This window comes from Streptococcus infantis (genome assembly GCF_047465035.1).
GTDB lineage: Bacteria > Bacillota > Bacilli > Lactobacillales > Streptococcaceae > Streptococcus > Streptococcus infantis_T.
Map to the genome: position 1 here is coordinate 26,047 of NZ_JASHAQ010000011.1, position 26,250 is coordinate 52,296.

Below are 26,250 nucleotides of genomic sequence, written 5' to 3' on the forward strand. Positions count from 1 at the left end.
ACAGAAGAAAATTCTTGAATTTTCAGAAAATTCAATACATTGAAATCTTCTTAAAAAATATTGCATTTTTTTATTGACATTTAAAATTAAAGTGATATCATTTAGATATCAAATGCAGGAGGTCATTCTGATGACTGAAAAACTAATCAATTCAAAACCAAATGGTGTAGTAGCCTTGATACTTATCGAGTTGGCACTCGTACTTGGTTTCTTTATATTTATCATGGGTGCTGGTTCGGAAAACGTTTTTGGAATTATTATCGGGCTTTTATTAATCTTAATTGCAGCTCTAGCTCATGCTGGTTTAAAAGTTGTCAAACCTCAGGAAGCACTGGTTTTGACCCTCTTTGGTAATTATACAGGTACCATCAAAGAACCTGGTTTTTACTTTGTCAATCCTTTTAGCATAGCGATCAATCCTGCAAACCACACTCGACTTGGTCAAAGTGGTGATGTTAGCACAAAATCACCTTTTTCAGGGATGAAATCATCAAATGGCAATGATGTAAACCTTGAAATTGGCAAGAAACAGATTTCTCTCAAAGTTATGACTTTGAGTAATTCTCGTCAAAAGATTAACGATTGTTTAGGTAACCCTGTTGAAATCGGAATCGCGGTAACTTGGAGAGTTGTCGATACAGCTAAAGCAGTCTTCAACGTAGATAACTATAAAGAATATCTTTCATTGCAGTGTGATAGCGCCCTCCGTAATATTGTCCGCATCTATCCTTACGATGTGTCTCCGAATGTGGATACTACAGGTGATGGGCAAGCGGATGAAGGAAGCCTCCGTGGTTCTAGTGAGATTGTAGCTAAACGTATTCGTGAAGAAATCCAAAGTCGCGTAGAGGACGCTGGTTTGGAAATTCTTGAAGCACGTATTACTTACCTAGCTTATGCACCAGAAATTGCAGCTGTCATGCTTCAACGTCAACAAGCATCTGCTATTATCGATGCACGTAAGATGATTGTTGATGGCGCTGTAGGAATGGTTGAAATGGCACTAGAACGTCTCAATGAAGGAGAATTAGTAGAACTTGACGAAGAACGAAAAGCTGCTATGGTTTCAAATCTCCTAGTCGTTCTCTGTGGCAATCATGATGCACAACCAATTGTCAATACAGGAAGCCTTTATTAGAAATGGCAGAAGCTAAAAAAAAGCAAATCCCCCTTCGACTCTCGAATAAGCTATACGCTGCACTCGCATCATGGGCAGAAGATGACTTTCGATCAGTTAACGGGCAAATTGAATATCTCCTCACCGAATGTGTCAAGCAACGGAAGAAAGACGGGAAATACGTCTCAGAAACCATTGATGAACCCTTCGAAATTGATATTTAATCTATTTTCCTATTCAGAATAGTGGATAGAAAAATTTTTTAATCTTTTTTTGTCAAGTAACTTTACTTTACAAAAAAGTTTTGATATACTATTAAAGTTGATGAAAATCAAACCTAACTGAATTTATATCTTAAAAGGAGAAATCAAAATGGCAGTACCTGCACGTCGCACTTCAAAAGCGAAGAAAAACAAACGTCGTACACACTACAAAGTAACAGCTCCATCTGTAAACTTTGACGAAACTACTGGAGATTACTCACGTTCACACCGTGTATCACTTAAAGGATACTACAAAGGACGTAAGATCGCTAAAGCTGCATCAGCTGAATAATAGAAGGGAGATACCATGCGCGTAAATATTACACTTGAACACAAAGAATCTGGTGAACGCTTGTACCTTACTTCTAAAAACAAACGTAACACTCCAGACCGTCTTCAATTGAAGAAATACTCACCAAAACTTCGCAAACACGTTGTGTTTACAGAAGTGAAATAGGGATTCACTACACGTCAACAAACGTGAGAAACCTTGATTTTAAGCGATTTTTGAAATTTCAAATTTCACTACATTGCAATAAAAATCAACCGAATCACTACCTTTTTCACTACCTTTTTTGAAATAAGAACATTGATTCGGACAATTAAAAGCAAGAGGAGGAGCTTCATAATGAAGCTCCTCTTTTTTATCTTTATACCGTTCTATCCCCCTACTAAACTCTAGCGTTTACTTGTTTTAAGTTCAATTCCTCATCTTCAAACAATAATCTGATTTGGATTTGAGTAGGAGCATTCCCATTATTTAGAACACAAACAAGTCTTGTTTCAATATTTGGTTTAAATTGTCTCCCATCAATTGAATCTTGTAACAGTGGATGTTGTAGGATACGATTGCGTATTTCCTCATGAGGAATTGAACCCCAGCAAATAACTGGCTCAGCTCTTTCGATAATCATTCTAGGGATATAATCAGGCACAAATTGTTCTGGTAAGATACATAATCCACCATTATTAATAAAAGATTCTAGCATCTTATCAAAAATAGCAGTAGGTGTTTCATCACTTTTTAGTCCATAAAATCCTATTAAGTCACCAACTTTTTTAGCAATATCTGGCTTATTCTCATCTATAAATCTAGATAATTCTTCATTTTCAGGAAGCTCTGGTCTCCTTTGATAAATACCCTGCCAATTGTTATGATTTCCCCCATAATTTGCACAATTATTTTTTCTTTCTATATCGTATAACAGTCCTTCTATAGGATTTCTTGTATGTGCCGCATAATATCTTCCAGTTCTACTTTGCGTATTATTATTTTCCCCCCCAATAAGTTGAATCGAAGAACCACAAGTTGGACACAATGCGTACTTACTGCCATTTTGATAATATGGTAATTCTTTATTTGTTTTCTCTTCAAACACATCAATATGATAAGTTCCACCATTGATTAATTTAAAATATTTCATCGCTATTACCTCAATAAATAATCCATCTAATTTCATTTCGTCTTTACCAAATTTGACGAGATTGACGACCTCTTCATAACGTCCTACCGCATTATCGACATTTTATAAGTTCGTTCTAGCTTTTGATTTCTTACGGAGGAAGCTTTTGATAAGGCTTTGTCAATCTCTGGATTGACACTTTCATTTTGTGTCACAAACTCCATGCCGTAAGACGTTACTACTCTTCAACTTCATGTTGGATTTTTACTTCTTTACTCTGTTTCGTTGCCATTACCAAAGCCTTTCAAAATGTTCTTTAAATTAGCTCTTTTAATCGCCCAGTGAGTCCTACTTAATTCCCAATCTTCAATTTTTAAATCTGAATGATGCAGTTCAACCAGATTTAAATCAATTTTACACTCTTTATGAAAATCAAATTTTATATATCCAGCTCTTTTATCTATATCCACTAATTGTCCTAAAAATCCAGTTTTTATCTCTTGGTTCACCTCACTATACTCTGGAAGGAATAAAGTTGGTAAACCCATTATTTCGTCAATATCTTCTAGTGTAAATTGAGAAAACTTTTGTTTTATCGCTGTATTAGTGTATTCAAAAATTCTACCATTTTCTATGGTAAATGAATCTCCTTCATACTGTTCACCGTAAATTATAAATAAGTTGTAGTATTCGTTAGAAGAAAGTATCTTGCGTGCAGGGACATAGTTGACGATATTGTTTACATTGTTCGCTTGCTCGATGTTATAAATTCTTTCTGCATTTTGTTGTAGTGGTTGTTGGGGAAATTCTGACGGCAAATTACCCTGTCTTTTTAGTGAGTTTGTCAATGTATTCTCCTTAATTTAGATTTTCTACATGTTCTATGTTATAGATATTATTGGCATACTGATTGATAACTTTAGGATTATTCAACACTTGTTTTGTTATTGCATCATCACTTTCAACATTAGAATGAAACTCTTCTTCAAACTCAACATCTGATTCTTCAATATGCTCTTGTTCCTCAATATCTCCCGCACTTGGATTAAATCGAGTTATTTGTAAATCGTTCATGCGTTGTCCAAGTTCTGCATTAGAAAATTCCCAAGGGGTTCTTGCTCCACTTTGAGAATACCATGCTTCAAATGTTGGCTTACCCTCAGTATTATCTTTTTTATTGACAAAAATATATCTCATTACATCTAATAAAAATGACTCAATCTCGATTACCTCAACACTTAATAAACCTTGCTTACTGGCCGACTCATTAGGGGAAATTTTAAAATTCTCCGAATCTTTAATCGTTTCATCGGTACAAATACTTTCAACAACCGCTGAAACAAGCCATTTCAATTTTCGTTCCGAAAACTTCTCATTTATAAATACAGACATACTTTCTAGTGTGTCTTTTTTATTCTGTTCAACAGAATCTTTAAATAAATTAATGAAACTCAAATTATCAAAAGGCAAATACCCTGTTTTAGAAATAATACATTTTTTATAATCAGAAACATTCTTTTTAAACGTGCTCCCGTAAGGCATTTGCTGAATTTCTCCTGTAAAAATATCAACAAGAGACCTCATAATATCAGTTTCGGATAATACATCAGTTCGTTCTTCTAAGCATTCAATCCGAACCTTACTTTTGGGTTTTCTAGCTTCAAGCATCAGTCCAAATAGAATACCTCCTGTGAGTCGTGGGATATTTTCAGACATTTTTTACTCCTCATAACTAAATTAGTAACTGTATCTACTTTATATACTCTATCTACAATTGATGGTAACACTATCTACTTTATAATAGAGAGTGAAGATAAAGCAAATGTATATTTGATTCTATTATATCAAATTTCACAAGCGTTTTCTTCAGAATAATATCATTAGTCCTAATTGGTGGCCACCAAATGGACGGATTGAAACGAATATGAAAACTCAGACGATAACGGTCGAGTTCTGCATATATCTGTTTATCCGTTTCTTTGGTGTGCCCTTTCACATCTATCGGTATTCAGTATGGCTCATTAAAGTTTCTTTCCGTCCTAGAAATGGACTTAGAAAGAGGCTATTATGCCAATAAGAACATTCGAAGACCGTCTTACTCCACAGGATTTGATAGATATTAAAAACTGGGATAAAAGACTAAAAAGCGAGGATAAATCTTACGAAAATGCTAAGCGACGAGATAGATATCATAATCTACAAAGTTTAGATGAAAATGTTTCTTTAGATAGTAGAGCAACAGAAAGATATGATTTAATTGCAAGCAACTCACTCAATGGTGAACAATATTGTATTAATAATGAACTTGTTGATACTGTATGTAATTATATATCTTCTCTTGATATAGACGAGCAATATATTATAATTGGGAAATTAGATGAAAAGCCTATGCCATCGTCTGCGATAGCTGAAATTGTAGAATGTAGTGACAAAACTGTAACAAATCACTTCAAAAAACATCAAGAAGTGCTACAAAAAACGTTAAAAGACTACAGATAGTGTCTCCAAGCCTGCTAATCAAACTGATTGCCAGGCTTTTGTAATAAATATTTTAATTTCTATGTCCTAAATTTCCTTATATATTGACTAGAAAGCAAAATAAGAAAAGTACAAAAACTTTTTAAAAATTCTCCGAATTTAAGTCCCCAAATCTCCTATAAGATAAGAAAGGAAATTTTTATAAGTCCAGCTCAAGACCTCAAACCGGGCATGCTAACTATACTACAAAATACACGAGGTATTTAATATCATGAAAATGAATCCACAACATCGCAAAAGCGGATATTCACAACAAACGGCTCAACAATATGTTGATCCACAAGCGCCTATCTACTCGCTCAGCGAGGAACTTGAACCGCAGCAAAAGTTTGAAGATGGGAAACCAACTGGTAAGATTATTTCTTACAAAGCATGGTTCGGGCAAAAAGGTCTTCCACCATTTCAAGTAAAATTCCTTGAAGAACCTGTATTACCTGAATATCTTTCCCTTGTTAGTTTTGATAATCTACAAGCATGTGAAGTAAATTATAACGTTTACTTCAAAGCTGACGGATTGAAAGAGGTAAAATGATGCTTCAATCTCTCACAAAAAGAGAGTTGGAACAATACCTGTTACAGAGCCTAAATATGGCTTTGGGCTCTGTATTGCAGGGTGAAACATCATATACCAACTCTTTCGATATTTCTGTTCAAGAAGAGGGTTTTGTCTTCGTTCCACGTCTTCCGTCTGGTTTTATCATCGATGATGACTTGTATCAGAAGATTTTTTTAATTGCTAACGCATCACTTTACCCACAATACACATTATTAAAGCAAAATTCTGCTTACTTTGTCGCACTGAAAACAGATGATATTCATGTTCAGCGAGGACTATTCTTCCCATGGAAAAAGGGAATCTCTGAACGTCTAATTATCTCGGACTTAGATAAGTTCACATCATCTCTTATAGGAAATAATATCCCCGTCATGAAAAATCTAGTGATTAACTACAATAAAGTGACTTCAGTTGCAATTGCTGGTAATTCCGGAAGCGGGAAAAGCTATGCTCTGACATATCTGCTAAGTGTCTTGAAAAATATTTCTGACCTTATTATTATTGACCCAAAATTTGATACCCCATCACGTTGGGCAAAACAGCAACAAATTGCTGTTATTCATCCTAAAGAAAATCGTTCCAAATCTGACTTTGTATCAGAAATTAACGAAAGTCTGAGCCAGTGTTTGACTATAATTCATAAAAGGCAAGGGATTTTATTTGAAAATCCACGATATGAGTTTAATCACTTGACTATTGTTATTGACGAAGTTCTTGCCTTATCAGAGGGGGTAAATAAAAATATCAAGGATTCTTTCTTCTCTTTGCTATCGCAAATCGCTTTATTAGGGCGAGCAACAAAGGTTCATTTGCTCCTTGTCAGTCAACGTTTTGACCACAATACAATTCCTATATCTGTACGTGAGCAACTCAATGTACTTATTCAAATTGGAAACATTAACAAAAAAACTACGCAGTTTTTATTTCCAGACCTTGACCCCGAAGGCATTGTCATTCCCATTGGAAAAGGAACAGGACTTATTCAGGTTATTGATAATGAACACCCTTATCAAATTTTACCCCTACTTTGTCCAACATACTACACAAAGAAAGGTATTTTATAATAAATGAAAAAAAATTACTATCAAAAAATATTTAATATCTGTACTCTGCTGTTCGTTGTAGGATTCCTCTGTTTCATTTGTTCTATATTGCTAGGCATTAGTATAAACTTCCTACAAAGTGTCACTTATCTAGCTTTCTTTTATCAATTTTTAAGTATGATTTATAACATTAGTTTGTATGTTGCTCTTATCTCAACAGCCTCTTTCTTAGCACTTGTTTATTATGAAATACATCTAAGGTTAAAGGAAGACAATCTAACAAATCTCTGTAAGTCGGTTTGGCAAACGCTTACGATACGTATATTTTTACAACAAAGAGAAAATTCTGAAACTATAACAACAATTGAACAAGTCAAGGTAACACGTTACAATCCTATCAATAAGTCTTTCAACAAAACTGTCTGTAAGGTAATCGTAGATATTCATGAAGATAAGGTTATCTTATTAATCCGGATTCCAAAAACTCAACAAGCAACTAAAATTCTAAAAGAAATGGAAACACTTATCAGTGAAGAAATTTCAAATCGCAATCCTAATTACTATTTTTCACGTCCTGAACGAAATGGGAAATGGTTATATTTTATCGGTACTAAACGCAAATAAACGATAGAGAGGGCACTGTGGCTCACGAAGTGAAAGCCAACAGTGCCCTTCTTTTTAATTAGTCATAACGGGGTTACTACGACCCCCGTTATGTCATTAATCCATAATCATCTAAAAATAGGGGAATATTGAAAATATCTATTTTCGCTCCGAATTTCGTATTCTGAATCTCCTAATAGATAGAAATAAAAAATTGAAAGTGAGAGATTTTGTTGATAGCAAAAGAACAACGTTCCAATAAATGGGCGTTCCTATTCTATAAGGAAAGTGCGCCAGATAACTATTTAGAAATTCTTGAAGAAATTCATGTTCCCTTTGTACTGTCACCATGGCACGATAGAGACGTAAACAAAAAGACGGGGGAATTTAAGAAAGCACATAAGCATGGAGCATTATATTTTGATTCCCTCAAAAGTTACTCTCAAGTATCGGGACTTATCAAGGAAAAATTAAACGGACCTGCTCATGTAGAGCCTGTTATGTCCCCCAAAGGGATGTATGACTATTTTGTCCATGCGGAAAATCCTGAAAAAACTCAATACAATATCGAAGATATAGAAACAGGATGCGGATTTGAATTGAATAAATTCCTCATCAGCAATAATAATGATGAATTTCTATCAACAGTCATTGATGTGATAGAAAAATACAATTTCACTGAGTTTAATAATCTTGTTAGATATGCTCGAGAGGAAAATCCAACCTTATTAAGGCTAATTGTAGAAAAAACATACTTTTTTGCAAAATATCTGGATTCACGTAGACATGCTTCAAAACAAAAGCAACTATCAAAAGGAGAAAATACTGATGGACATGATTAAATTAAATCAAATTGAAGAACTACTAAATACGCTCATTACCATCATTCAACAGAAATTACAAAACAATGATTCCTATGGAATCGTAACACAAAAAGAACTACTAAAAATTTTACATATTTCTCCCAATACATTGAAAACATGGGAAAACAAAGGTTTAAAACGTCTTGAACCCCCAATTGAGGGAACTCGTACTGTTTATTACAAAATGGAAGATGTCATTAAATTTTTAACTATCTAACTTCAAAATATGCTAGAATAGAATAATCAAACAAAGAATGTGAGGGTTCTATTCTAGCCTTTTGATTGTCCGAAAAGAGAGGCTATATGAGTAAAGAAATCATTCAATACAACAATAAAAAGATAATCAAAGTCACTAAACAAAATGGTGATATCAGCTATTCAATTAAAGGTGTTTATATAGGAACTGACGTAAAGACGGGGAAGAGGTTCACTAAAACCATTACTGCTAAAACATTGAAAGCCTTAGATAGGAAAATCGTTGAAGCTAAAATCGAGTTTGAAAAAGCAGGCTCTACTATCAAAGAGACTATCCATATTGATAACTTTGAAAGTCTAGCTGAAATATGGTTTAGTAACTTCAAAACATGGGTAAACTCACAAAATACTATCAATAGGGTTAGAGGATATCTTGATACCTATATAATTCCTGAATTTGGGGACTATAAACCTGACCAGATTGAGCCAGCTGACGTTCAATTTTGGGTTAACAGGCTATCTAAAAAGGCAAAGAAATCTATTGATTCTGGGGTAAAACGTGCTCCAAAAGGTAGTGCAAAAGATTTTGGAGCTATGGCGCACAAAGTCAGTGATATTTTTGACTATGGCATCACAAATTTTGGATTGACTACTAACCCGGCTAAATCAATCAAGATTCCACCTAAGCCCAAGGCTAACAAAGAACGTATTATGGTACTTCATGATGACGATCTTAAACACTGGTTATCCTATCTTGAAACTTTAGAAAACACTAGAGCAAATAGGCGATTTAAAGTTATTTGTAATACACTTTTAGCATCAGCGTTACGAATCAATGAGTTGTTAGCACTAGAAATCACTGACCTAAATTTTGAAACTAATGAAATTCTTGTCAGTAAAACACTAATGTGGAAAAGTGCAAATAACAAACTCGGTATTAAAGGGGAAGTGGTTTGTAAACAAGCCCCTAAAACCGATTCTGGAAATCGTAAAGTTGCTATTCCACCATATATTATGGAAAGCCTCAAAGCATTCTATAGCGAAATGACTACTTATTTTGAAAACCACAACTTACCTCAATCAAAACTCATTTTCCCAACCATCTACGGTAATTATATGTGCGATAGGAATGAACGTGCTACCCTTAAAAAGCGATTGACTGCTTTGGGATTGCCAGACTATGGTTTTCACTTATTCCGTCACACACACGCTTCTATGATGTTAAATGCAGGTATGAATTGGAAAGAGTTACAACATAGAATGGGACACAAGTCTATCACAACAACTATGGATACGTACGCTAAATTAGCTCCTAAAAAGACATTTGAGGCAGTCGATATCTTCTTGAAAAAGATGGAAGAACTGGCAAGTTGATTCCGTCACTACCTTTATCACTACTTTTTTACTGAGAAAACCTATAATCCTTGATATTACAAGGTTTATAGACTTCTTATTTAACCCTTACAGAGGTGAAGTAAGGGTTTCAGTACACGTCAATAGACGTTAAAATATTGATTTAAAGTGATTTTTGATTTTTTGAAACTCATTATATCGCACTACAAATCAATAAAAACTCTACCTTTTTCACTACCTTTTTTAGATAAATATATCATTTAGATATTGAAATTAAGCCCTGCTATCATTTCGATGGCAGGGCTTTTTAATGTTTGGTACACTACCTTCTTATCTATATTTTGATGGAGCTGAAGTTGACATCTATAAAGTTTAATGTTAAAATATATTCAAAAATATATTTGAATGAGGTATTTTATGATTCAAAATGTTGTTACTTCAATAATCCTGTATTCTGGGACAGCCGTAGACTTACTTATTATCCTAATGTTATTTTTTGCCAAAAGAAAAAGCAGAAAAGACATCATTAACATCTATTTAGGACAATTTCTAGGCTCTGTTAGTCTAATATTGCTAAGTTTACTTTTTGCATTTGTCTTAAATTATATTCCTAGTAAAGAGATTTTAGGTTTGCTCGGTTTGATTCCAATTTTCCTAGGATTCAAAGTTTTGCTTTTAGGAGATTCTGATGGAGAAGCTATTGCAAAAGATGGTTTGCGCAAAGATAATAAAAACCTGATTTTTCTAGTCGCTATGATTACTTTTGCAAGTTGTGGTGCTGACAATATTGGTGTTTTTGTCCCATATTTTATTACCTTAAATTTAGCGAATTTGATAGTGGCTTTACTTACTTTTCTAGTCATGATTTATCTCTTGGTTTTTTCTGCCCAAAAATTGGCACAAGTCCCTTCTGTTGGAGAAACTTTGGAAAAATATAGCAGATGGTTTATTGCCGTTGTTTATTTAGGATTGGGGATGTATATCCTGATTGAAAACAACAGCTTTGACATGCTAAGGACTGTGTTCGGCTAGGAGAAAAAATTATGAAAAAAGATAGTATCTGCCAAGTGAATATTATAAATCAACAAAATGTTACAACCGCAACGAACTACCTTGAAAAGGAAAAAGTCCAAAAATCACTTCGTATTTTATCAAAGTTTACCGATAATAAACAGATAAATATCATCTTTTATCTCCTTGCTGTTGAAGAACTCTGTGTCTGTGATATAGCCTGTTTACTAGATCTCAGTATGGCATCTGCCTCCCACCATCTTCGTAAACTAGCCAATCAAAACATCTTGGACACTAGAAGAGAGGGGAAAATTATATATTATTTTATAAAAGATGAGGAAATCAGAGATTTTTTTAATCAACTAGGATAACAACTATTTTTACGTCTAGAGCGTTTTTGTGTTGTTTAAGAAGAATAGATAGAGGTTTTAGATAACTACACATATTAGTTTTTTTAAAAATGAGATTTAATCGATGATAACTAGAAAGGATTATTACTAAATATCTTGTTTATTGCCAATTAAAAGACGGTAGAATCGTCATCCTACGGTGTTGTTGCTTTTTAAATGCAAGAAGTGACAGAAGGAAAATATAGAAAACACCTTTTACATTTAATAGGCAGGCGGAAGGTTTCAAGAGGAAAAACTTGGAACTTTGAGTGTACCAATTGGGTAAATTACTAGTACATTAGATATTTTATAGATTTCGAAAGTAAATTGGAAGGATTTTCAAATTATCTCCTCAGCAAAAAAGCTGGAAACATTTGTCAGAGCTATTGACAAATGCAAAAGAATCAGATAGAATAGTAAAGTATGTTTAGTAACTGATCACTTTATAGCCGGCTAAACGAATACAAAATCTATGAGGAGGTATTCATCGTGAAACGTACTTATCAACCAAGTAAACTACGTCGTGCGCGTAAACACGGATTCCGTAACCGTATGTCAACTAAAAACGGTCGTCGCGTATTGGCAGCTCGTCGTCGTAAAGGACGCAAAGTTTTGGCTGCATAATCCAAACGAATTCAACAATGAAGTCAGTAGGAACTCGAGTCTACTGGCTTTTGTTTTGCCCTAAAATAATAGTTTGTATAAGCTTTCTATTTTTTCTATAATATTTCATATACTATATAAATGGAGAATATTTATGAAAAAATCAACAGCTCTCTTACTAGGGGTTGGAATTTTGAGTGCTAGCTTCTTGATGGTAGCTTGTAGCTCGACACAGTCAAATGCATCTGATAAAACCTACTCTTATGTATTTGCTAGCAATCCAGATACATTAGACTACATTACTTCGACACGTGGCTCGACATCCAGCATTACAACAAACTTGATTGATGGACTGTTGGAAAATGATAAGTATGGCAATCTGGTTCCTTCCATGGCTGAATCATGGACAGTATCAAAAGATGGCTTGACTTATACTTACAAAATTCGCCAAGGTGTTAAGTGGTATACCTCTGAAGGAGAAGAATATGCTGAAGTAACAGCTCACGACTTTGTGACAGGCCTAAAGTATGCTGCGGATAAAAAGGCAGAAAACTTGTACTTGGTGCAAGACTCTATCAAAGGTTTGGCGGACTATATTGAGGGGCAATCATCAGACTTTGAGACTGTTGGAATCAAGGCAGTCGATGACTATACTCTCCAATATACCTTAAACAAGCCAGAGTCCTACTGGAATTCTAAGACAACAGGTGGAATTTTAAGTCCAGTCAATGAAGCCTTTTTGAAATCTAAGGGGGATGAATTTGGAAGTGTAACTCCATCTAGTATCCTGTCAAATGGGCCATACTTATTCAAATCATTCACATCAAAATCTTTGATTGAGTTTGAAAAGAATCCTAATTATTGGGACAAGGACAATGTGAAGATTGAGAAAGTAAAACTTTCCTTCTATGATGGCTCAGACCAAGATAGTTTGGCTAGAGGTTTCTTGGAAGGCAACTACACAGATGGTCGTATCTTCCCAACAAGCTCAGTGTTTGATCAGTTGAAAAAAGGGAATGAAGACAAGATTACTTATACACCTCAAAATGCTATAACCTTCTACTACCTCTTTAATGTCAACCGTCAAAGCTACAAGCAAACCATGAAACAGACAGATAAAGAAAAGACGGATTCTCGTCTAGCTATGCAAAATAAAGACTTCCGTCAAGCTATTAACTTTGCCTTTGACCGTCATGCCTATGCTGCCCAGACAAATGGAGAAGATGGGGCTGATCGAATCCTTAGAAATACAGTTACACCAAGTAACTTTGTTCAAATCGGTGGAAAAAACTTTGGAGATGCGGTCAATGAAAAGATGGTCAACTATGGTACAGAGTGGTCAAATATCAATCTGAACGACGCTCAAGCTGCTTTCTTGGATCCTGAAAAAGCCAAGGCTGAGTTTGCCAAGGCTAAAGAAAGTTTGCAAGCAGAAGGTGTGACCTTCCCTATCCACTTGGATATGTTGGTTGATCAGACTGCTAAGTTGGATGTTCAGCAAGCAAGCTCCTTCAAGCAGACCGTTGAAGCAACGATTGGATCAGATAATGTTGTGATTGATATCATTCAATTGTCTCCAGATGAGAAAGACAATGCAACTTTCTTTGCGGATACCGCCGATCAAAAGGACTATGACATTGATATCTCAGGTTGGAGTGGGGATTTCTCAGATCCGAAAACCTATCTTGATCTCTTGGATCCAGACTCTGGTTCTCAGTTGAAAAATCTTGGCTTGACTCCAGGAAAAGACAATGAGATCAAGGAAAAACTCGGTCTAGCTACCTACAAGAAGTTGTTGGATGCGGCAGATAGTGAGAATGAAAATACGCAAACACGTTATGAAAAATTTGCCGAAGTTCAAGCTTGGTTGACAGATAGTGCTCTCTTCCTACCAGTTCAAAGTGCAGGAGCAAATCCTATTTTCCGTAAGACAGTTCCGTTTACAGGGGCCTTCTCATTTGTTGGGCACAAAGGAGATGCGGACAACTACAAATATGTTGAATTGCAAAAGGAACCTGTGACAGCTAAACAGTACCAAGAACTTTATGAAAAATGGCAAAAAGAAAAAGCTGAGTCTAATAAAAAAGCCCAAGAAGATTTGGTTAACCACGTTCGATAGAAGAAGGTTATCAATAAAATTTTAATACTCTTCGAAAATCTCTTCAAACTGCGTCAACGTCGCCTTTCCGTAGGTATGGTTACTGACTTCGTCAGTTCTATCCACAACCTCAAAGCAGTGCTTTGAGCAGCCTGCGGCTAGTTTCCTAGTTTGCTCTTTGATTTTCATTGAGTATAAGTCTAATTTTAGGGACTAGATTCAGAAAAAAGGCATTACCAGGAGCTTATTGGTTCTGGTAATGCCTTTTCTTTATTCTTTCAAATGATATGAATAGCTAGCAATAACGACATCTTCGTGCCATCTGAGAGCATATTTTAATTTAAGGCTCATTTGATTGTGGAGGATATTTTGCCAAGGTTTGTTAGGGATAAACTGGGGTACAAGAACTGTAACCGTGTAGTTCTTTTTCTTGGCTTCTTGAGATATTTTTCGAACATATCGAACTGTAGGTGTGATAATATCGCGATAGCTGGTATTAATGTTTTTAAGAGTAATATTTGGGAAGTAGTCGGCAAATTCTTGGAGGATTTCTTGGTCTTTTTCCTCAGTTTCCTTGGTGGAAATGTGCATCGCCAAAACCTCATCTCCAATACTTTGAGCGTAGTTAATAGCACCAACGCTGACTCGGGTAACATTTCCCACTAAGACAAGGACGATATTGCCATCGTAGGTTTTCTTTTGAATTCCTTCATAAAGTCGAAGTTGTTTCGCCACCTTTTGGTAATGGCTATGGATAGACAAGAAAAGGAAGGTTAGGACCAGGATAATTGGGAAGAATGGCCAGATATCTCCAAGTCTGAAGAAGAGTAGGATAAGAACGATAGCATAACAAATGATGGCTCCGAGGATATTTGCAAAGGCAGATTTTAAGAAATGAGAGCCTTTTTCTTTTTTCCAGTGGCGAATCATTCCTGTTTGAGAAAGTGCAAAAGGTACGAAAACTCCAATAGTATAAAGAGGAATCAAGCGTTCTGTATTTCCGTTAAAAATGAGCAGAAGAATCATAGCGCCAAAGGCCAAGGTTAGGATCCCGTTTGAGTATCCTAAGCGATCTCCCTTCTCCATAAAGAGATGGGGCATGTACTTGTTCTTGGCCATATTGTAAGCTAACATAGGAAAGGCCGAAAAACCAGTATTTGCAGCGACGGCTAGGATGAGGGCTGTTGAAAATTGGAAGAGATAATAAACAACTTGACCGAGAGCTGAATCCCCTAAAATTCCTTTAGCCATTTGTGAGAGGATTGTTTCTCCGTGTTGAGGAGTAATCCCCATCCAGTAGTTTAGGAAGGTAATTCCTGCAAAGAGAAATCCAAGAATCAGAGACATGATGGTCAGTGTTTGAGCTGCATTCTTTTCTTTTGGGGTCTTGAAAAATGGAACGGCATTTGAGATGGCTTCAACCCCGGTTAATGAAGCTGAACCGCTGGTAAAGGCTCTTAAAATCAGGACAATTGAGAGACTTGGGACAGTTTGACCAATAGAGGAAGTTGCATGATAGCTGAGAGAACCTGTCAATAGTTGGAAAATACCAAACAATAAGAGGAAGACCGTACTAAAGATAAAGAGATAGACAGGGATCATCAGAGAACTAGCAGATTCCCTCAAGCCTCGCAGATTCAAAAGCATGAGTAAACAGACCAGAAAAATGGAGATGTGGAGGTTGTAGGGGTGGAGGGCAGGCAGTGCAGCTGTAATCGCATCAGCACCTGCAGCTACAGATACGGCTACTGTCAGCATGTAGTCAACAAGCAGACTTCCCCCAGCAATCAAACCTAGCTCAGGAGATAGGTTTTCTCGAGTTACCATATAGGCACCTCCACCTTGAGGGTAGGCGTGAATGATTTGTCGGTAAGAAATGGTTAGACTAGCAAGTAGCAAGAGGACAAAAATGCCGATAGGGAGACTCCACCAAATAGCAAGCGGAGATAGACTAGCCAAGACAAGAACGACCTGCTCAGGTCCATAAGCAATAGAAGATAGGGCATCACTTGAAAGCATTGCAAGTGCCTGTGTTTTTCCAAGTAGTCCTCCCTCGCCTTCAGTCAAGGACTTAAGAGGACGACCAATAAAGGTATATTTTAATTTTGTAAACATTTTCTTTCCTTTTCTGAAAATTTCAACAAGAGCTATTATACTGCTATGAAAATAAGCAGTCAAGGAAAAATGAATGATTTTAAAATATTTTTTCCTATAAGAATGAGATTAGTTTTTTGGTATAATAGAAGGTAGAAAAAACGAGGGAATATACATGATTTTTGATACACATACCCACTTGAATGTGGAAGAATTTTCAGGAAGAGAAGCAGAAGAAATAGCCTTAGCAGCTGAAATGGGTGTGACTCGGATGAATATCGTTGGATTTGACAAACCGACCATTGAGCGGGCCTTAGAACTAGTAGATAAGTATGACCAACTCTATGCGACGATTGGTTGGCATCCGACCGAAGCAGGGACTTATACAGAAGACGTTGAGAAATACCTGTTGAACAAGCTCAAACATCCTAAAGTGGTAGCTTTGGGTGAGATTGGTTTGGACTACCACTGGATGACGGCATCTAAGGAAGTTCAAGAAAAAGTTTTCCGTCGTCAGATTCAGCTATCTAAGGAACTGGACTTGCCTTTTGTGGTCCATACCCGTGATGCGCTAGAAGATACCTATGAAATTATCAAGAGTGAGGGAGTCGGTCCCCGTGGTGGCATCATGCACTCCTTCTCAGGTTCTTTGGAGTGGGCTGAGAAGTTTGTGGAGCTGGGTATGACTATTTCCTTTTCTGGAGTGGTGACCTTTAAAAAAGCGACAGACATTCAGGAAGCTGCCAAAGAGTTACCTTTGGATAAGATTTTGGTAGAGACTGATGCGCCTTATTTAGCCCCTGTACCCAAGCGTGGTCGCGAAAACAAGACAGCTTACACGCGCTATGTAGTAGACTTTATTGCAGACTTGCGTGGCATGACGACAGAAGAATTAGCTGCTGGGACAAGTGCAAATGCCGAACGAATTTTTGGACTGGAAAGTAAATTATGAAAAAGAAAATTTCCCAAGTCATCGTAGTCGAAGGGCGTGATGATACGGCCAATCTCAAACGTTATTTTGATGTGGAGACCTATGAGACTCGTGGATCGGCTATCAATGAGCAGGATCTTGAACGAATCCAACGTCTACATGAACGTTATGGGGTGATTGTCTTTACAGATCCTGATTATAATGGGGAACGAATCCGGCGCCTGATTATGACCGCCATCCCAACAGTCCAGCATGCCTTTCTCAAACGTGATGAAGCTGCTCCCAAGTCCAAGACCAAGGGACGTTCCCTAGGAATCGAACATGCCAGTTATGAAGACTTGAAAACAGCACTGGCTCAAGTAACAGAGCAATTTGAAGTAGAAAGTGACTTTGATATTAGCCGTAGTGACTTGATTCGCCTTGGTTTTCTAGCTGGAGCAGACAGCCGAAAACGCAGAGAATATTTAGGAGAAAGCCTTCGTATCGGTTATTCCAATGGGAAACAACTTCTCAAGCGTTTAGAATTATTTGGCATCAGTCTAGCTGAAGTTGAAGATGCCATGAAATCGTATGAGAATTGAGAAACCGTCCCAAAATGTAGGGGGAATATGATACAATAGAAGTAAGCATATACGGTTTAATCAGGCTTGATAGCAAGCATTAGAAAAGTGCTCCACGGGATTAGCCTTGTGTGGAGTTAATGAGGAAAAGTTATGGGAATCTTTGATTTTTTAAAAAAGACGGAAACTGCAGAGGCAACTGAAATCACTAAAGCACAGAAAGAAACAGAAGAATCTAAAAACAATGCATGTATTGGAGTTCTAGATTTGTTCCCGATGAAGGAAACGAATCAATTATTGATTGTTGGGAGTCTAGAAGGTAGTATCAAGGTTGGAGATCAGTTGCAGTTTTGCAATCCCGACCAAGGAATGGATGCTCTTGGTACTGTAGAGGTTAAAAAACTCAGCAGTCAAAACAAAGATGCAGAAAGTCTAAGGGATGAAGTTCTCGCGCATCTAGTGGTTGATAGGATTCCTTCTTTGGATAAACTGAAAAAAGGAAGTGTGCTCTTTAGTTCAGGTGTTGAGGAAGAGCAAAAATTATCTAGCTATTCAGATGCTCTTTACCGTGCATTTGTAGCCATCCAAGAAGGTCAATTGACTAATGAAGATTATTTGGCAGCTAGTCTTGATGATAGCGTAGAAATTTTACGTCTCTTTTTATGGAAATGCCGTCAAAATCAGGAAACTGAAAGTGAAGAAAGCTATCAAGCTAACACCCGCAAGTTGGAGCGTCTAGCGGAAATCGTCAAGGACAAGTTATTAGCAGCAGATTCGGTTTATGCAGTTTATTCGGAAAAAACAGGCGAACCTTACCTTTTCTCAACGACCTATGATAGGGGAGAAGAGGGGTATCTCTGTACTGATCCCATGATTATGCTTTTGACACCATCTTGGTATCGCCAATTTCAGGAAACTATCGATAGTCGACCAAACTCAGTTGTAAAACTGATTGAAAATACGGAAGATAAAAAAGGGATTGAGAATTTCCTTGGGACAGCCTTTTACTTAAACGGTGCCATGGGAGCAATCTTTAATTCTAAGGAAGTCAGCATCAGCGCTCCTGCCTTGGTTCAAAAACCAGATTATTCTAATTTGCCAGAAATACAAGTTCCTGTAATGAATCCTGACCTAGTAAGATGGATGTTGTTGATGGGACAATTGGATAGCCCGACGACAGAAGATGAAGAAGTAATTTATAAGCTCTATTATAAGTTCTTTTCAGAAGCTATGCCGAAAGCTAAATTCCTAATTCCTCTAGATGCGGCTTCGGAATTTAAGGGCGATAGTCAGGAAGGAAATTCCTTCGTTTTAGAAAAAGATTCTAGTTTCAACATTCCAGTTAAAGAAGGAAAAGATGGGCGAAATTCTGTGCCTGTATTTACTGATTGGAAACGTCTGCGAATGGTCTTTGATGAAAAATGGAATGGCATGATTGAAGAAGCAGGAGGCATGATTGAAGTTTTTGACTATGCCATTAATCCAACGGAATACTATGAAGCGGGTGCCTATGTTAGCCTAACAGCTTTTAAAGAGATGCAAGAGCTCAGTGAGGAACTAGAAGGCAGAGCTAAAGATTAGAGAGTTTTTTTACATTGGGAAACTATATAGTTTTATCTACATCCTACTTGAACCACTAACCTTTTTCAAAGATTGTGAAAGGAAATGATATGGCAAATAGAAGTTATATTTACTTAAAAAACGAAGATGGAGCTCGTATGCTAACAGAGGGAATTTACACAATACCCTATTTTTGGCAATTGTTTTGGGATGAAGAAGATTTAAAAGCTCCGATTGCTCTCTGGGAAACAGCAGAAAAACTGGAAGAAGATGAAGAGCAAGCAGAAAGATTTTACCAAGAGCAGAATGTAGATATCTTGCTTTCTATTGAAAAATTCCAGCAGAATGCCCTCAAAAACCGATCTTTTTTAGAAGAGAATGCCCCGCAATCCGTGCAACTATATGATGCCTTTGTTCGTTATATTCTTGCAAATGTCAAAGACGGTGATGTACTCGGATTTGATCTTTTAGATGTTGTTTTTATGGACCAAGTGTCTGTTGTTTCTGATAAACTGTTAAAAAATATTCGGGCTATTCGGGAAAATCAACCCAAAGATTTAGATTTTTCTTTGACAGAAGAGAACTTAATTGGTCTTGCTATGGGTTTTCCTGACTATTATGCTTCAGAATTATTGCCAGAAGACAATATTCTAGATTCGGTTGCCTATCAGGATGAACTGAAGAAAACGAACCCCCAAGAAGATAAGAAAGTGCTTGATATGACTGGATCTGATTCAAAAGGGGGCAAACCTCGTGTTCTTTTAGTGTTTTGGATTTTGTTGGCACTAGGAATTATGTGGGTTTTATATATTATTTTTAGCTAATAAATAGAAAAGAGAATAAATGAGAATTGCAGATTATAGCGTGACCAAGGCAGTGCTGGAGCGTCACGGTTTTACCTTTAAAAAGTCCTTCGGACAAAATTTCTTGACCGATACCAATATCCTTCAAAAAATTGTGGATACGGCTGAGATTGATGACCAGGTCAATGTCATTGAGATTGGGCCAGGTATTGGTGCCTTGACGGAGTTTTTGGCTGAGCGTGCAGCTCAAGTCATGGCTTTTGAGATTGACCACCGCTTGGTACCAATCCTAGCGGATACTTTACGTGATTTTGACAATGTGACCGTAGTTAACGAGGACATTCTCAAAGTTGACTTGGCGCAGCATATCCAGAATTTCAAAAATCCTGACTTACCCATCAAGGTAGTGGCAAACTTGCCTTATTACATCACGACCCCTATTCTCATGCACTTGATCGAAAGTGGCATTCCTTTTAGTGAGTTTGTGGTCATGATGCAAAGAGAGGTGGCGGATCGTATCTCTGCTCAACCAAATACCAAGGCTTACGGTAGCTTGTCGATTGCCGTTCAGTATTACATGACAGCAAAGGTTGCCTTTATTGTACCTCGTACAGTCTTTGTGCCAGCTCCGAATGTTGACTCAGCCATCTTGAAAATGGTCCGTCGTCCAGAACCGGCTGTAGCAGTAAAAGATGAGAACTTCTTCTTTAAGGTTTCCAAGGCTAGTTTCACCCATCGTCGTAAGACCTTGTGGAACAACTTGACAGGTTACTTTGGCAAGACTGAGGAAGTTAAGGATAAGTTGACTAGGGCTTTGGACCAAGCAGGCTTGTCACCATCTGTACGTGGTGAAGCTCTTGGCTTAGAAGAATTTGCCAGTCTAGCAGATGCACTTAAAGGACAAGGACTCTAGGATGCAGGGACAAATCATTAAAGCTTTGGCCGGATTCTACTATGTGGAGAGTGATGGTCAGGTTTATCAAACACGCGCGCGTGGGAATTTCCGTAAAAAAGGTCACACGCCCTACGTTGGAGATTGGGTAGACTTTTCTGCGGAGGAAAATTCCGAAGGCTATATTCTCAAGATTCATGAACGAAAAAATAGTCTGGTTCGTCCACCCATTGTCAATATTGACCAAGCTGTGGTTATTATGTCTGTTAAAGAACCTGACTTTAATAGCAACTTGTTGGATCGGTTCTTGGTTCTTTTGGAGCACAAGGACATTCATCCTATCGTCTATATTTCCAAAATGGACTTGTTAGAGGATAGGGGAGAGCTGGATTTTTACGAGAAAACCTATGATGCTATTGGTTACGACTTTGTGATGAGTAAAGAGGAACTTTTGCCCTTGTTGACAGATAAAGTTACGGTCTTCATGGGGCAGACTGGTGTTGGAAAGTCAACTTTGCTCAATAAAATCGCACCTGATCTCAATCTAGAAACGGGAGAAATCTCAGACAGTCTGGGTCGTGGTCGTCACACCACTCGAGCGGTTAGTTTTTACAATCTCAATGGTGGAAAAATCGCAGACACACCAGGTTTTTCATCGCTGGATTACGAAGTAACAACAGCAGAAGACCTTAATCTAGCCTTTCCAGAAATTGCTAGTGTCAGTCGAGACTGCAAGTTCCGTACTTGTACGCATACCCACGAACCTTCTTGTGCGGTTAAGCCTGCAGTAGAAGAGGGCATCATTGCTACCTTCCGTTTTGACAACTACCTACAATTCCTCAGTGAGATTGAAAATCGTAGAGAAACCTATAAAAAAGTCAGCAAAAAAATTCCAAAATAAGGAGAAACCTATGTCTCAATACAAGATTGCTCCGTCAATTCTGGCAGCGGATTATGCCAACTTTGAACGTGAAATTAAACGCCTAGAAGCAACTGGGGCAGAATATGCCCATATCGATATCATGGATGGTCACTTTGTACCTCAAATCAGTTTTGGTGCAGGTGTGGTCGAGGCTCTTCGTCCTCACAGCAAGATGGTTTTTGACTGCCACTTGATGGTATCAAATCCCGAACATCATTTAGAGGATTTCGCGCGTGCAGGAGCAGATATTATCAGCATCCATGTCGAGGCAACACCTCATATCCATGGCGCTCTTCAAAAGATTCGTTCTCTCGGTGTTAAACCTTCGGTAGTCATCAATCCTGGTACGCCTGTTGAAGCTATCAAGCATGTTCTTCATTTGGTTGACCAAGTATTAGTTATGACGGTGAATCCTGGCTTCGGTGGGCAAGCATTTCTGCCAGAAACCATGGATAAGATACGTGAATTGGTTTCCCTTCGTGAGGAAAAAGATTTGAACTTTGAGATCGAAGTGGATGGTGGGATTGATGATAAAACCATTGCTCAAGCCAAAGAAGCTGGTGCAACAGTTTTTGTAGCAGGATCCTATGTCTTTAAGGGAGATGTCAATGAACGAGTGCAAGCTCTCAGAAAAGAACTGGACTAGAGTTGCAGTTTTTGCTGGTGGAGACCGTGGTCACTATCGAACAGATTTTGATTGCTATGTCGGTGTGGATCGAGGCTCGCTTTGGGTACTGGAGGAAAAACTTCCTCTTGCTTTAGCCGTTGGGGATTTTGATTCTGTGACTCTAGAAGAACGTCATTTGATTCAAAAACGTGCCCAGCATTTTGTTCAAGCCCAGCCAGAAAAAGATGATACCGATCTGGAACTAGCACTTTTAACGATTTTTGAAAAAAATCCTCAAGCTCAGGTGACCATTTTTGGTGCCCTAGGTGGTCGCATTGACCATATGCTGGCTAATGTCTTTCTGCCCAGCAATCCTAAATTGGCACCCTATATGCGTCAAATAGAGATTGAGGATGGGCAAAACTTGATTACCTATTGCCCAGAAGGGACCAGTCGACTTGAACCACGTTCGGACTATGATTACCTTGCTTTTATGCCTGTGAGGGATAGTCGTTTGACAATACTCGGTGCCAAGTATGAACTGACAGAGGAGAATTTTTTCTTTAAGAAAGTTTACGCTTCTAACGAATATATAGATAGGGAAGTGTCAGTGACTTGCCCAGATGGCTATGTGGTTGTGCTGCATAGTAAGGACAGGAGGTAGGATGGAAAGTTTACTTGTTGTTTTATTAGTTGCTAATCTAGCCGGTCTCTTTCTCATTTGGCAAAGGCAGGACAAGCAGGAAAAATATCTGACCAAGAGCTTGGAGGATCAGGCAGATAACCTATCAGACCAGCTAGATTATCGATTTGAACAAGCTCGACAAGCTAGTCAGCTGGATCAAAAAAATCTTGAAGTGGCTGTCAGTGATCGCTTGCAGGAAGTGCGAATCGAGTTGCACCAAGGCCTGACGCAAGTTCGGCAGGAAATGAATGAGAACCTCCTCCAAACCAGAGATAAGACCGACCAACGACTACAGGCCTTGCAGGAATCAAATGAGCAACGCTTGGAACAGATGCGCCAAACGGTCGAGGAAAAGTTAGAAAAGACCCTGCAGACACGCTTGCAGGCCTCCTTCGAGACGGTTTCTAAACAACTGGAATCTGTCAATCGAGGTCTGGGTGAAATGCAGACGGTTGCGCGAGATGTCGGTGCGCTTAATAAAGTCCTTTCTGGAACTAAAACGCGAGGAATTCTAGGTGAATTACAACTGGGACAGATTATTGAAGACATCATGACACCTGCCCAGTATGAACGAGAATTTGCAACGGTTGAAAACTCTAGTGAACGTGTGGAGTACGCCATCAAGTTGCCTGGACAAGGTGACCAGGAATATGTCTATCTACCAATCGACTCTAAGTTTCCCCTGGCGGATTATTACCGTCTGGAAGAAGCCTATGAAGCAGGTGACAAGGACGAGATTGAGCGCTGTCGTAAGTCTCTCCTAGCAAGCGTCAAGCGTTTTGCCAAGGATATCAAGAGTAAGTACCTGGCGCCACCTCGGACAACTAACTTTGGAGTCTTGTTTGTTCCGACAGAAGGTCTCTATTCGGAAATCGTTCGCAATCCGATTTTCTTTGATGATTTGAGACGGGAGGAGCAAATTATCGTTGCAGGTCCAAGTACCTTATCAGCCCTACTCAATTCTCTATCTGTTGGCTTCAAAACTCTCAATATCCAAAAGAGTGCTGACCATATCAGTAAAACCCTAGCTAGTGTCAAAACAGAATTTGGCAAGTTTGGAGGTGTTCTGGTCAAGGCACAAAAACATCTCCAACATGCCTCTGGCAATATTGATGATTTATTAAACCGTCGTACTACAGCTATCGAGCGAACGCTTCGTCACATTGAGTTATCAGAAGGTGAGCCTGCGCTTGATTTGCTCCAATTCCAAGAAGATGAGGAAGAATATGAAGATTAGTCACATGAAGAAAGATGAGCTTTTTGAAGGCTTTTACCTGATCAAGTCAGCTGACCTGAGACAGACACGTGCTGGGAAAAATTACCTAGCCTTCACCTTCCAAGATGATAGTGGAGAAATCGAAGGGAAGCTCTGGGATGCTCAACCCCACAATGTTGAAACCTTTACAGCAGGGAAAGTAGTCCATATGCAAGGTCGTCGTGAAGTGTACAACAATACGCCTCAGGTTAATCAAATCACCCTTCGCTTACCACAACCTGGCGAACCAAATGACCCAGCGAACTTCAAGGTTAAATCTCCAGTAGATGCCAAAGAGATTCGTGAGTATATGGCGCAGATGATTTTTAAAATTGAAAATCCAATTTGGCAGCGAATTGTTCGGAATCTCTACACCAAGTATGACAAGGAATTCTACTCTTATCCAGCTGCTAAGACCAACCATCATGCCTTTGAAACAGGTCTTGCTTATCATACTGCCACTATGGTTCGTTTGGCAGAAGCAATTGCAGATATTTATCCTCAGCTCAATAAGAGTTTGCTCTATGCGGGAATTATGTTGCACGACCTTGCCAAGGTTATTGAGTTGACAGGTCCTGACCAGACAGAGTACACAGTGAGAGGAAATCTTATCGGGCATATCGCTTTGATTGATAGCGAGATTACCAAAGCGGTAATGGAACTTGGCATTGATGATACCAGAGAAGAGGTTGTACTTCTTCGCCATGTCATTCTCAGTCATCATGGTCTCCTTGAGTATGGTAGTCCAGTTCGTCCTCGAGTGATGGAAGCAGAAATTATTCATATGATTGATAATTTGGATGCCAGCATGATGATGATGACAACAGCTCTGGCCCTTGTTGATGAGGGAGAAATGACCAATAAAGTCTTTGCTATGGACAATCGTTCCTTCTACAAGCCGAAATTAGACTAGAAACTAAAAAAATGAACTTTATTTAGGCAATAAAGTTCGTTTTTTTGCTTTAGTGTGATATAATGAGAAAAAGACTAAATAAAAAAGAATGGTAAAAATATAATGAAATTAAGAAGAAGTGATCGGATGGTTGTCATTTCCAATTACTTGATTAACAATCCATACAAATTAACCAGTCTCAACACCTTTGCGGAAAAGTATGAATCTGCCAAATCGTCTATTTCTGAAGATATCGTCATCATTAAACGTGCTTTCGAAGAAATTGAAATCGGTCATATTCAAACGGTGACAGGTGCTGGTGGTGGTGTTATTTTTACACCATCGATCTCTACCCTTGAGTCTAAAGCGATTATCGAAGAGCTTCGTGATAAACTTTCAGAGAGTGACCGCATTCTTCCAGGTGGTTACATTTATTTATCTGACCTATTGAGCACTCCAGCTATTTTGAAAAATATCGGTCGCATTATTGCTAAGAGCTTTATGGATCAGAAGATTGATGCCGTTATGACGGTAGCGACCAAAGGGGTTCCGCTCGCAAATGCAGTGGCAAATGTCCTCAACGTACCATTTGTCATTGTTCGTCGCGACTTGAAAATCACTGAAGGTTCAACTGTTAGTGTCAACTATGTTTCAGGTTCTAGTGACCGTATCGAAAAGATGTTCCTTTCAAAACGTAGCCTCAAAGCAGGAAGTCGTGTCTTAATCGTCGATGACTTCTTGAAGGGTGGAGGAACCATTAACGGGATGATTAGCCTCTTGTCTGAGTTTGATTCAGAGTTGGCTGGTGTAGCTGTTTTTGCTGATAATGCACAGGAAGACCGTGAACAACAGTTCGACTACAAGTCACTCTTGAGAGTCACAAATATTGATGTGAAGAACCAACAAATTGCTGTTGAAGTTGGAAATATCTTCGATACAGAAAAATAAGAATTGACTTGAAATACAAAGGTTGGAACTTTCGTCCCAGCCTTTCTTTGATAATGAATATGAAGG

31 protein-coding genes are annotated in these 26,250 nt (G+C 38.1%); 26 read left to right on the top strand and 5 right to left on the bottom strand.

Translation table 11 applies throughout. The features are described from left to right. Positions 1-130: 130 nt before the first annotated feature. The 4 genes from QM406_RS06260 (at position 131) to rpmG (ending at position 1,837) form a co-directional block, all read left to right on the top strand. A complete protein-coding gene (locus tag QM406_RS06260; RefSeq protein WP_248035868.1) occupies positions 131-1,138 on the top strand; it encodes an SPFH domain-containing protein in 1,008 nt (335 codons plus the stop codon). A 2-nt stretch (positions 1,139-1,140) separates the two neighbouring features. Beyond that, positions 1,141-1,341: a PTS ascorbate transporter subunit IIC gene (locus tag QM406_RS06265; RefSeq protein WP_000796543.1), complete on the top strand. Its 201-nt coding sequence runs from the start codon at positions 1,141-1,143 to the stop codon at positions 1,339-1,341. A 148-nt stretch (positions 1,342-1,489) separates the two neighbouring features. Next, positions 1,490-1,672, top strand: coding sequence for a 50S ribosomal protein L32 (gene rpmF / locus QM406_RS06270; RefSeq protein WP_000290417.1), 183 nt, complete (start codon positions 1,490-1,492; stop codon positions 1,670-1,672). Positions 1,673-1,687: 15 nt separating this feature from the next. Next, entirely contained in the window at positions 1,688-1,837 is a 150-nt protein-coding gene (gene rpmG, locus QM406_RS06275; RefSeq protein ID WP_001265622.1) for a 50S ribosomal protein L33, read from the top strand. A gap of 214 nt (positions 1,838-2,051) precedes the next feature. Here rpmG and QM406_RS06280 read toward each other — a convergent pair whose 3' ends face one another. From QM406_RS06280 to QM406_RS06290, 3 genes are all read right to left on the bottom strand, one after another. Beyond that, entirely contained in the window at positions 2,052-2,840 is a 789-nt protein-coding gene (locus tag QM406_RS06280; protein ID WP_241500617.1) for a hypothetical protein, read from the bottom strand. A 215-nt stretch (positions 2,841-3,055) separates the two neighbouring features. Next, positions 3,056-3,631, bottom strand: a complete 576-nt coding sequence (locus tag QM406_RS06285) for a hypothetical protein (RefSeq protein ID WP_268703428.1) — start codon at positions 3,629-3,631, stop codon at positions 3,056-3,058. Between the two features lie 10 nt (positions 3,632-3,641). Continuing rightward, positions 3,642-4,499, bottom strand: coding sequence for a hypothetical protein (locus QM406_RS06290; RefSeq protein WP_414273733.1), 858 nt, complete (start codon positions 4,497-4,499; stop codon positions 3,642-3,644). A 351-nt stretch (positions 4,500-4,850) separates the two neighbouring features. On the opposite strand from QM406_RS06290, the gene QM406_RS06295 reads away from it, so the two are divergent. From QM406_RS06295 to QM406_RS06325, 7 genes are all read left to right on the top strand, one after another. After that, complete coding sequence (locus QM406_RS06295; protein WP_084944802.1) at positions 4,851-5,282, top strand: hypothetical protein; 432 nt, start codon at positions 4,851-4,853, stop codon at positions 5,280-5,282. A gap of 256 nt (positions 5,283-5,538) precedes the next feature. Next, positions 5,539-5,853 carry a hypothetical protein gene (locus QM406_RS06300; RefSeq protein WP_193432033.1) on the top strand — a complete coding sequence of 105 codons (315 nt, stop codon included), beginning with the start codon at positions 5,539-5,541 and terminating at the stop codon, positions 5,851-5,853. Next, complete coding sequence (locus tag QM406_RS06305; protein ID WP_084944846.1) at positions 5,853-6,941, top strand: cell division protein FtsK; 1,089 nt, start codon at positions 5,853-5,855, stop codon at positions 6,939-6,941. Before QM406_RS06300 ends, QM406_RS06305 begins: the two co-directional genes overlap by 1 nt. 3 nt (positions 6,942-6,944) lie before the next feature. Then, complete coding sequence (locus QM406_RS06310; RefSeq protein WP_414273734.1) at positions 6,945-7,544, top strand: hypothetical protein; 600 nt, start codon at positions 6,945-6,947, stop codon at positions 7,542-7,544. Positions 7,545-7,759: 215 nt separating this feature from the next. After that, positions 7,760-8,365, top strand: a complete 606-nt coding sequence (locus QM406_RS06315) for a replication protein (RefSeq protein ID WP_084944847.1) — start codon at positions 7,760-7,762, stop codon at positions 8,363-8,365. Beyond that, on the top strand, positions 8,352-8,603 hold the full coding sequence (locus QM406_RS06320) for a MerR family transcriptional regulator (RefSeq protein ID WP_084944805.1): 252 nt from the start codon (positions 8,352-8,354) through the stop codon (positions 8,601-8,603). Before QM406_RS06315 ends, QM406_RS06320 begins: the two co-directional genes overlap by 14 nt. 86 nt (positions 8,604-8,689) lie before the next feature. After that, positions 8,690-9,955 (top strand): tyrosine-type recombinase/integrase, encoded by a 1,266-nt coding sequence (locus QM406_RS06325; protein ID WP_084944806.1) that lies wholly within the window; start codon positions 8,690-8,692, stop codon positions 9,953-9,955. A 239-nt stretch (positions 9,956-10,194) separates the two neighbouring features. Here the strand turns inward: QM406_RS06325 and QM406_RS06330 are convergent, their stop codons facing one another. Beyond that, positions 10,195-10,323 carry a FanG protein gene (locus QM406_RS06330; RefSeq protein WP_281335247.1) on the bottom strand — a complete coding sequence of 43 codons (129 nt, stop codon included), beginning with the start codon at positions 10,321-10,323 and terminating at the stop codon, positions 10,195-10,197. A gap of 28 nt (positions 10,324-10,351) precedes the next feature. Between QM406_RS06330 and QM406_RS06335 the strand changes: the two genes are divergently transcribed. The 4 genes from QM406_RS06335 (at position 10,352) to QM406_RS06350 (ending at position 14,056) form a co-directional block, all read left to right on the top strand. Continuing rightward, positions 10,352-10,966 carry a CadD family cadmium resistance transporter gene (locus QM406_RS06335; protein WP_281335210.1) on the top strand — a complete coding sequence of 205 codons (615 nt, stop codon included), beginning with the start codon at positions 10,352-10,354 and terminating at the stop codon, positions 10,964-10,966. 11 nt (positions 10,967-10,977) lie between these two features. Next, positions 10,978-11,316 (top strand): Cd(II)/Zn(II)-sensing metalloregulatory transcriptional regulator CadX, encoded by a 339-nt coding sequence (gene cadX, locus QM406_RS06340; protein WP_153225139.1) that lies wholly within the window; start codon positions 10,978-10,980, stop codon positions 11,314-11,316. A 507-nt stretch (positions 11,317-11,823) separates the two neighbouring features. Next, positions 11,824-11,958, top strand: coding sequence for a 50S ribosomal protein L34 (gene rpmH / locus QM406_RS06345; protein ID WP_000831905.1), 135 nt, complete (start codon positions 11,824-11,826; stop codon positions 11,956-11,958). A 133-nt stretch (positions 11,959-12,091) separates the two neighbouring features. Beyond that, positions 12,092-14,056: a peptide ABC transporter substrate-binding protein gene (locus QM406_RS06350; protein WP_414273735.1), complete on the top strand. Its 1,965-nt coding sequence runs from the start codon at positions 12,092-12,094 to the stop codon at positions 14,054-14,056. A 249-nt stretch (positions 14,057-14,305) separates the two neighbouring features. Here QM406_RS06350 and QM406_RS06355 read toward each other — a convergent pair whose 3' ends face one another. Beyond that, positions 14,306-16,150, bottom strand: a complete 1,845-nt coding sequence (locus QM406_RS06355) for an APC family permease (RefSeq protein WP_414273736.1) — start codon at positions 16,148-16,150, stop codon at positions 14,306-14,308. A gap of 154 nt (positions 16,151-16,304) precedes the next feature. Between QM406_RS06355 and QM406_RS06360 the strand changes: the two genes are divergently transcribed. From QM406_RS06360 to purR, 11 genes are all read left to right on the top strand, one after another. Beyond that, a complete protein-coding gene (locus tag QM406_RS06360) occupies positions 16,305-17,081 on the top strand; it encodes a TatD family hydrolase (protein ID WP_414273737.1) in 777 nt (258 codons plus the stop codon). After that, positions 17,078-17,641, top strand: a complete 564-nt coding sequence (gene rnmV / locus QM406_RS06365) for a ribonuclease M5 (RefSeq protein ID WP_414273738.1) — start codon at positions 17,078-17,080, stop codon at positions 17,639-17,641. The genes QM406_RS06360 and rnmV overlap by 4 nt, the downstream gene beginning before the upstream one ends. Before the next feature lie 132 nt (positions 17,642-17,773). Further along, positions 17,774-19,201, top strand: a complete 1,428-nt coding sequence (locus QM406_RS06370) for an SseB family protein (protein ID WP_414273739.1) — start codon at positions 17,774-17,776, stop codon at positions 19,199-19,201. 89 nt (positions 19,202-19,290) lie between these two features. Then, positions 19,291-20,004 (top strand): dimethyladenosine transferase, encoded by a 714-nt coding sequence (locus QM406_RS06375; RefSeq protein ID WP_414273740.1) that lies wholly within the window; start codon positions 19,291-19,293, stop codon positions 20,002-20,004. A gap of 19 nt (positions 20,005-20,023) precedes the next feature. After that, positions 20,024-20,896, top strand: a complete 873-nt coding sequence (rsmA, locus tag QM406_RS06380) for a 16S rRNA (adenine(1518)-N(6)/adenine(1519)-N(6))-dimethyltransferase RsmA (protein WP_414273741.1) — start codon at positions 20,024-20,026, stop codon at positions 20,894-20,896. 1 nt (position 20,897) lies between these two features. Then, on the top strand, positions 20,898-21,776 hold the full coding sequence (rsgA, locus tag QM406_RS06385) for a ribosome small subunit-dependent GTPase A (protein ID WP_414273742.1): 879 nt from the start codon (positions 20,898-20,900) through the stop codon (positions 21,774-21,776). Between the two features lie 10 nt (positions 21,777-21,786). Then, positions 21,787-22,443 (top strand): ribulose-phosphate 3-epimerase, encoded by a 657-nt coding sequence (rpe, locus tag QM406_RS06390; RefSeq protein ID WP_414261235.1) that lies wholly within the window; start codon positions 21,787-21,789, stop codon positions 22,441-22,443. After that, positions 22,406-23,068, top strand: a complete 663-nt coding sequence (locus QM406_RS06395) for a thiamine diphosphokinase (RefSeq protein ID WP_414273743.1) — start codon at positions 22,406-22,408, stop codon at positions 23,066-23,068. Before rpe ends, QM406_RS06395 begins: the two co-directional genes overlap by 38 nt. Position 23,069: 1 nt before the next feature. Then, positions 23,070-24,326, top strand: a complete 1,257-nt coding sequence (rmuC, locus tag QM406_RS06400; protein WP_414273744.1) for a DNA recombination protein RmuC — start codon at positions 23,070-23,072, stop codon at positions 24,324-24,326. Then, positions 24,316-25,257, top strand: a complete 942-nt coding sequence (locus tag QM406_RS06405; protein WP_414273745.1) for a 3'-5' exoribonuclease YhaM family protein — start codon at positions 24,316-24,318, stop codon at positions 25,255-25,257. Before rmuC ends, QM406_RS06405 begins: the two co-directional genes overlap by 11 nt. Positions 25,258-25,359: 102 nt before the next feature. Continuing rightward, positions 25,360-26,184 carry a pur operon repressor gene (purR, locus tag QM406_RS06410; RefSeq protein ID WP_045762704.1) on the top strand — a complete coding sequence of 275 codons (825 nt, stop codon included), beginning with the start codon at positions 25,360-25,362 and terminating at the stop codon, positions 26,182-26,184. Positions 26,185-26,250 lie beyond the last annotated feature (66 nt).